At 41.2% G+C, this 7,098-nt stretch carries 7 protein-coding genes; 1 reads left to right on the top strand and 6 read right to left on the bottom strand.

Annotated features, from left to right (window positions below; genetic code table 11):
• Positions 1 to 88 precede the first annotated feature (88 nt).
• From prmA to rsmD, 6 genes are all read right to left on the bottom strand, one after another.
• Positions 89 to 970: a 50S ribosomal protein L11 methyltransferase gene (gene prmA / locus A9479_RS19065; protein WP_008466387.1), complete on the bottom strand. Its 882-nt coding sequence runs from the start codon at positions 968 to 970 to the stop codon at positions 89 to 91.
• A 71-nt stretch (positions 971 to 1,041) separates the two neighbouring features.
• Complete coding sequence (gene rpoD / locus A9479_RS19070) at positions 1,042 to 2,886, bottom strand: RNA polymerase sigma factor RpoD (RefSeq protein ID WP_028835594.1); 1,845 nt, start codon at positions 2,884 to 2,886, stop codon at positions 1,042 to 1,044.
• A gap of 124 nt (positions 2,887 to 3,010) precedes the next feature.
• Positions 3,011 to 4,762, bottom strand: coding sequence for a DNA primase (gene dnaG / locus A9479_RS19075; protein ID WP_028835595.1), 1,752 nt, complete (start codon positions 4,760 to 4,762; stop codon positions 3,011 to 3,013).
• A 166-nt stretch (positions 4,763 to 4,928) separates the two neighbouring features.
• Positions 4,929 to 5,375: a GatB/YqeY domain-containing protein gene (locus A9479_RS19080; protein ID WP_016899740.1), complete on the bottom strand. Its 447-nt coding sequence runs from the start codon at positions 5,373 to 5,375 to the stop codon at positions 4,929 to 4,931.
• A 19-nt stretch (positions 5,376 to 5,394) separates the two neighbouring features.
• The gene (rpsU, locus tag A9479_RS19085) at positions 5,395 to 5,610 is read right to left on the bottom strand and encodes a 30S ribosomal protein S21 (protein ID WP_002957797.1); all 216 of its coding nucleotides are present in this window, start codon (positions 5,608 to 5,610) and stop codon (positions 5,395 to 5,397) included.
• A 145-nt stretch (positions 5,611 to 5,755) separates the two neighbouring features.
• On the bottom strand, positions 5,756 to 6,361 hold the full coding sequence (rsmD, locus tag A9479_RS19090) for a 16S rRNA (guanine(966)-N(2))-methyltransferase RsmD (RefSeq protein ID WP_013465959.1): 606 nt from the start codon (positions 6,359 to 6,361) through the stop codon (positions 5,756 to 5,758).
• Between the two features lie 204 nt (positions 6,362 to 6,565).
• Here rsmD and A9479_RS19095 point away from each other — a divergent pair.
• Positions 6,566 to 7,098: cell envelope integrity protein TolA (locus tag A9479_RS19095; protein WP_064664287.1), on the top strand; the 533-nt coding region annotated here is incomplete at its 3' end.

Consider the following 7,098-nt stretch of genomic DNA (forward strand, 5'->3'; position numbering starts at 1 on the left):
ATTATGTAAAAAAATAGTAAAGCCTGTTAAATACAGGCTTTAGATAAGACTTTTGAGTTAATACTCTAAATTTTTTAATAACGCACTATTACGCTTTTTTAGTGCCACTTACTCGGGTCCAATCGCCTTCAATGGCAATTTCATCGAGCTCAATAAAGGGCGCGTATATGTCAGCAACCGATTGTGCTTGTTCTTCTAAAATTCCCGACATCGCAATTTTACCGCCTGGCTTTAATAATCCTAAAATAACACTATGAAGCTCACGCAGTGGTTGCGCTAAAATATTTGCCACTACAATGTCAGCAGTAAACTCAGGTTGGTTTTCTGGCAGGTACACTTCAAGCTTGTCAGCAACACCATTGCGATTAGCGTTATCTAGGCTTGCTTCCAGCGCTTGTGGGTCAATGTCTATCCCAATCATGCGCTCAGCACCCAATTTTATTGCTGCAATGCCTAATATGCCTGAGCCACAGCCAAAATCGACCACGGTTTTACCAGTTAAGTCTTGGCTTTCTAACCATTTTAAACACAGTGCTGTAGTGGCGTGTGTGCCAGTACCAAAAGCAAGACCAGGATCAAGTAGTACATTGACTGCGTCTGGGTCTGGAATGTCGCGCCAGCTTGGACAAATCCAGAGTTTTTCGCCAAATTGAATAGGGTGAAAATTATCCATCCACTCACGTTCCCAGTCTTTATCTTCGAGTTGCTCAATTTTGTAAACTAAATTATCTTTTAGCTCATCATGGCGTTTTAATAATGCAACCACTGCGTTCATATCGTGATTAGCTTCGAACAAGCCAATTACTGTGGTGTCAGCCCAAAATACAACAGTGCCAATTTTAGGCTCATAGATAGGCGTGTCTTTGGCATCAATAAAAGTAACAGAAGCACTGCCTGCTTCCATTAATAGATCACTGACTGCATCAGCAGTTGCAGCATTGGCATTGATACGGATTTGGATCCAAGCCATGTTTATTTCCTTGAAATAGAAAAAAGGCCGCTACAGCGGCCTTTTAAGTTAACTCATAATGTAACGCTAGATTATTTAGCGTCTAAAAAGCTTTTCAGTAAATCAGAGCGAGAAGGGTGACGTAATTTACGCAGTGCTTTCGCCTCAATTTGACGAATACGCTCACGCGTTACGTCAAACTGTTTACCTACTTCTTCTAACGTGTGGTCGGTATTCATATCAATACCAAAACGCATACGTAGTACTTTCGCTTCACGGGCTGTTAAGCCAGCGAGCACGTCGTTAGTTGCGCCACGAAGAGACTCCATTGTTGCCGAATCGATTGGCGAATCAATAGTGGTATCTTCGATGAAGTCACCTAAGTGCGAATCTTCATCATCACCAATAGGTGTTTCCATTGAAATTGGCTCTTTTGCAATCTTAAGTACCTTACGGATTTTATCCTCAGGCATCATCATGCGTTCAGCTAATTCTTCTGGATTTGGCTCACGACCCATTTCTTGTAACATTTGACGTGAAATACGGTTCAATTTATTGATCGTTTCAATCATATGTACTGGAATACGGATTGTTCTTGCTTGGTCAGCAATAGAGCGCGTAATTGCTTGACGGATCCACCACGTAGCATAAGTTGAAAACTTATAACCACGACGGTATTCAAACTTATCAACCGCTTTCATCAGACCAATGTTACCTTCTTGGATTAAATCTAAGAACTGTAAACCACGGTTGGTGTATTTTTTAGCGATTGAAATTACAAGACGTAAGTTTGCTTCTACCATCTCTTTTTTAGCACGGCGCGCTTTCGCTTCACCAATACTCATGCGACGGTTTATATCTTTAATACGTTCAATGCTTAAGCCAGTGCTTTCTTCCATTGAAGTAAGTTTGCTAATACAACGAAGTATTTCAGGCTTCACTTCTTCAAGTTTAGCTGAATGCTTTTCGTTTGCTGCAATTTCAATATCAAGCCATGCTGTGTCAGTTTCGTTGTTTGCAAAATGCTTAACAAAGGTTTTCTTTGGCAGCTTTGAAACTTGAACTGCATGCTTCATAATAAGACGTTCTTGAACGCGAACTCTGTCCATCATTTCACGCATGTTATTAACCATGCGATCAAACTGTTTAGGCACGAGTTTAAAGGTTCTGAACAGCTCACCGATTTCTAAAATAGCGGCTTGAGACTCTGGATGAGAGCGACCTTTCTTATCGAATGTTTCACGTGCTTTGGTGTATAAATCACGTAAATTTTCGAAATGGATGCGCGCTTCTTCAGGATCAGGACCTGTATCTACTTCTTCTTCGTCTTCATCATCGCTGTCATCGTCATCATCGTCGCTATCATCAAGCTGTTTTTCACTTAATTCAGAACCAATGTTGGTGGCAGCAATAGGTGGTGCTTCTTCTGCATCAGGATCGAAAAAGCCAGAGATAATATCGCTAAGACGCATCTCTTCTGCTTCAAACTTATCCCACTGTTCAAGTAGGTAAGTGATCGCTTCAGGGTATTCAGCAACCGAAATTTGAACTTGGTTAATGCCTTCTTCAATACGCTTAGCGATAACAATTTCGCCTTCACGGGTAAGAAGTTCAACAGTACCCATTTCACGCATATACATGCGAACAGGGTCAGTTGTACGGCCAATTTCTTTTTCTACAGTAGCAAGGGCTGCAGCGGCAGCTTCCGCTGCGTCTTCGTCTGTCGTGGTTTCTTGCATCATTAATTCATCGGCATCAGGCGCGTTTTCGCTAACCTTGATACCCATGTCATTAATCATGCTAATGATATCTTCTACTTGATCTGAGTCGATAATATCTTGTGGAAGGTGATCATTAACTTCTGCAAAAGTTAAGTAACCTTGCTCTTTACCTTTTTGAATCAGAAGTTTTAATTGTGACTGAGGAGTTGGATCCATAGAGATTGTTTCTTCCACTCTGATAAGTTGATACAACAGGCGCCATCATGGAGTTTGCTCAAAGGCTAACCAGAATAATGTGACGCAGTGAATAGCACAGTATAACAGCCTAAATCAAATCTGACTAGCTGTTCGTTGCTTTTAACGCTGTCATTAGTAAATGACATTCTAGTCGTTCGTCGCTATTTAGGCCCTGTGTCTTGTCTTTTATTAATAGGGTCTCTAGTCGATAATTTAAACACTGATCTTCAATAAATTTGAAAGTATTTTGAAAAACAGTCTCTAAACGCTCTTCATTTATTTGATGTTGCCATGTCGCTAACTTAGTTAATGGCTCGTAGTCATCGGTGCCCCGAAATGATTCAAGAATTTGTGCGGTGGTAATGCCATCTTTTTGTAATGCTTGATGTTGTAGTCGCAATAATAAGCCAATACCCGCAATATTCATTTGAGCTAAATCGGGTAAATAGGGCACACTTTTAGCCAAGTTAGGGTGCTGAATTAAAATCCCTATTGCTTGGCGCATGGGTGTAATTTTAAATTTTCGTTCAATTGCTTGCTGCTGTTTTGGCGTTTTTAAGTGATTATTGAGTTGCTCACGGGTACGGCCAATCAATCGCCCAAGTTGCTCTAGGATATTTTCTTGGTAAAACTCACTTGGGATCTTTTCAATCAGGGGCAGTGCCGCACTGAGTAACTTAGCCTTACCGGAATCTAGTGTTAAATCAATCTCTTTACTTAGTTTATTAAACAGCACTTTAGTGAAGTCATCTGCGTTTTCAAGGCGTTGCTCAAAAGCTGCTTTACCTTCTTGTTGTACGAGTGAATCAGGGTCTTCACCATCGGGTAAAAATACAAAATGCAGTGCTTTGCCATCGTTTAAGTAAGGCAACGCATTTTCGAGTGCGCGCCACGCAGCATCTTTACCTGCACGGTCACCATCGTAACAACAAATAACTTTATCTGTGGTTCTAAATAAAGTGTGCATGTGCTCGCTGGTTGTCGCTGTACCAAGGGCTGCTACGGCATATTCAATACCTTGTTCTGCCAGCGCTACTACGTCCATGTAACCTTCTACAATCAGTACATGGTCAAGCTTTTTGTGCGCTTGTTTAGCTTCATACAGGCCATAGAGTTCAAAGCCCTTATGGAATATGCGCGTCTCGGGAGAGTTTAAATATTTAGGCCCTTGATCTGCTTGCATTACTCGCCCACCAAAAGCAATAACGCGGCCGCGTTTATCACGAATTGGAAACATTAAGCGATCACGGAAAAAGTCGAATTGTTTACCTGGGGTTTTCTCTGATGCGAGTTTAAGCTCAACTAATTGTTCTTTTTGTTCTTGGTTTCGTCCAAGTTGTTGGCAGAGCCCTTCCCATTCGCTGGGTGCATAACCTATCATAAACTTTTTAACTGTTGCGCCGCTTAAGCCGCGACCTTTAACGTAATCGATTACCGCTTCAGAGTTACTGTGATGTTTTAACTGATGTTGATAAAAGCGTGCTGCATGCAGCATTAGATCATAGTCTGAACGTTTTTGTGCCGCTGTGCGCTCTGGTCCATTACTGCTCCCTTGTTCGCGAGGAACATCAAGGTTAAGTAAACTGGCTAGTTCTTCAATTGCATCAACAAACTCGAGTTTGTCATACTCCATTACAAAAGAAATAGCATTGCCGTTAGCGCCACAGCCAAAGCAATGATAAAACTGTTTATCTTGCGATACAGTAAATGAAGGCGACTTCTCATTATGAAAAGGACAGCAAGCTTGATAGTCTTTGCCCGCTTTTTTCAACCCTACCTTTGAGTCAATCAGGTCGACAATATCGGTTCGTGCCAATAAATCATCGATAAAGTTGCGTGGGATCTTTCCAGCCATTGTTTAAAGTACAGCCCTAAGATAAATAGAAAAGTGATGAAAACGAATTATAATACGCAAAGATTTGAACACAAATGCATAATTTTTTGAAGTACTAAATATCTAAACGAAGAAACCGAGCTCAAGGCTCGGTTTACTTCAATCATACTAAATGTATGTGGGGGTATTAGGCAGTTAATCGTTGCTTGATTAAACCTGAGATTTTGCCCATATCGGCACGACCTTCGGCTTTGCTTTTGATTATACCCATTACTTTACCCATGTCTTGCATACCTGCTGCGTTAGTATCAGCAATAGCCGCGTCAATGAGAGCAATAATTTCTTCTTCACTCAATTGTTGAGGTAAAAAAGCTTCAAGTGCTGTAATTTCATTGGCTTCAATATCAGCTAAATCATCACGCCCAGCATCTTTGTACTGAGTGTAAGAGTCGCGACGTTGTTTAACAAGCTTCACTATAACGGAGGTAATACCTGCGTCGTCTAGTGTTATTTGCTCGTCAATTTCACGTTGCTTGATTGCAGCAAGTACCATACGAATAGGGTTAAGACGTTGTTTGTCTTTGGCTCTCATCGCATCTTTTTGCGCATCTTTTAGCGTTATTAAAAGGCTCATTTATACAAGACCTAATATATTAGTATAATTTAACGCGACGAGCGTTATCACGAGAAAGTTTTTTCATGTGACGTTTAACAGCAGCTGCTTTTTTACGCTTACGCTCAGCTGTTGGTTTTTCATAGTGCTCGCGACGACGAACTTCTGAAAGGATACCTGCTTTTTCACATGAACGCTTGAAGCGACGAAGTGCTACGTCAAACGGTTCGTTCTCTCTTACTTTAATTACTGGCATTAAAAATTCACCTACCTAAATTATGAGCGTTGCTCAAGTTGATCAAACATTGATCAAGTGGTTCAAAAATGGTGCGGTATTGTAATCCGAAGCAACACCACATGTAAAGGATAATATTAACAGAAACACAGCAGCTAAAACAGTGTTAATTTATATGGCGTTGGTACAGCCGACAAAAAACCTGACCTGCCTTTTTCTCTTTAATTAACAACCAGTTATTTGGTGCTTTAAACGAGGTTAGCTCAGTTTCTACTTCAACATATATCAATGCTTCGGGGTCGAGCCATTGATTATTTTCCAATAAATCACAGCATGATTGAGCTAAATTTTTGCGAAATGGCGGGTCAATAAAAACCAAATTAAATGTGTCACTGGTGTTTTTTCTCTCTAAAAACGTCAGTGTATTGGTATTAACGACTTGCGCGTTTTGTGCATCAAGCGTCGCAATGTTTTGCTCTAATTGTTTTGCTGCTTGTGAATCAAGCTCTATGAATGTGGTGTGTTTTGCAAAACGCGACAATGCTTCAAATCCCAATCCACCGGAACCGGCAAAGCAATCGAGAGTGTGCGCATCGCGGGTATCGTGCATCAACCAATTAAACACCGTTTCTTTAATTCGGTCGGTTGTAGGACGCAGACCTTGAACATCTTTTACTGGCAGTTTTCGACCGCGAAATTGGCCGCTAATGATTCTAATAACCCCATCAGCTGATTTATGAGTGGTGTTATTTTGTGTGGTTTTTTTTCTCATTTAACTCACTAAAAATTGGTATCTATGATCTAGCTCAGATAATATTGCAATCATATCACGGCGTGTCATTTTTCAACTGCGCTAAAAGTGTTACTATTATGCACCCTCGAGGATAACGTGTTGCTAAAAGCAATTATTTAGGCTTAAAAGCACGCTATCATTATCGTTAGTTTATCAGATTTTTATAAGTGGTTATTAGCAAGTATGGCAAAAAAAAGTAAATTCATGTCGTGGCTCGGTTTTGGCAAGTCAGATAAAAAACAAGCAGAAGCTGATAAACAACAAGCATTAGCAAAAGAGCAGGCAGAAAAAGCCGAGCAAGAACGTTTAGCTGCAGAGCAAGCTGAGGCAGAGCGCTTACAAGCTGAAGCAGAAGCCGAGCGTATAAAACAAGCCCGAATTGCAGCTGAACAAGCTCGTTTAGCACAAGAGCAAGCAGAAAAAGCCGAGCAAGAACGTTTAGCTGCAGAGCAAGCTGAGGCAGAGCGTTTACAAGCTGAAGCAGAGGCCGAGCGTTTAGAGCAAGAGAAACAGGCGCAAGCACAGCGCGCAGTGGCAGAAGAAAAACAAGCGATTGAACACGCTAACGCAGAGCTATTAGCTAAACAGCAGGCAGATGCAGAGCAGCAAAGACAAGAGCAAGCCAAACGTTTAGCAGAACAAGAAGCGCAAATGCAGTTGGAGCAAGAGCGCATTGCAGCAGAAAAAGCTGAGAACGAGCGTTTAGAACAACAGCG

Origin of the sequence: Pseudoalteromonas sp. MQS005, assembly GCF_001661605.1 — a bacterium.
Classification (GTDB): Bacteria; Pseudomonadota; Gammaproteobacteria; order Enterobacterales; family Alteromonadaceae; genus Pseudoalteromonas; species Pseudoalteromonas tetraodonis.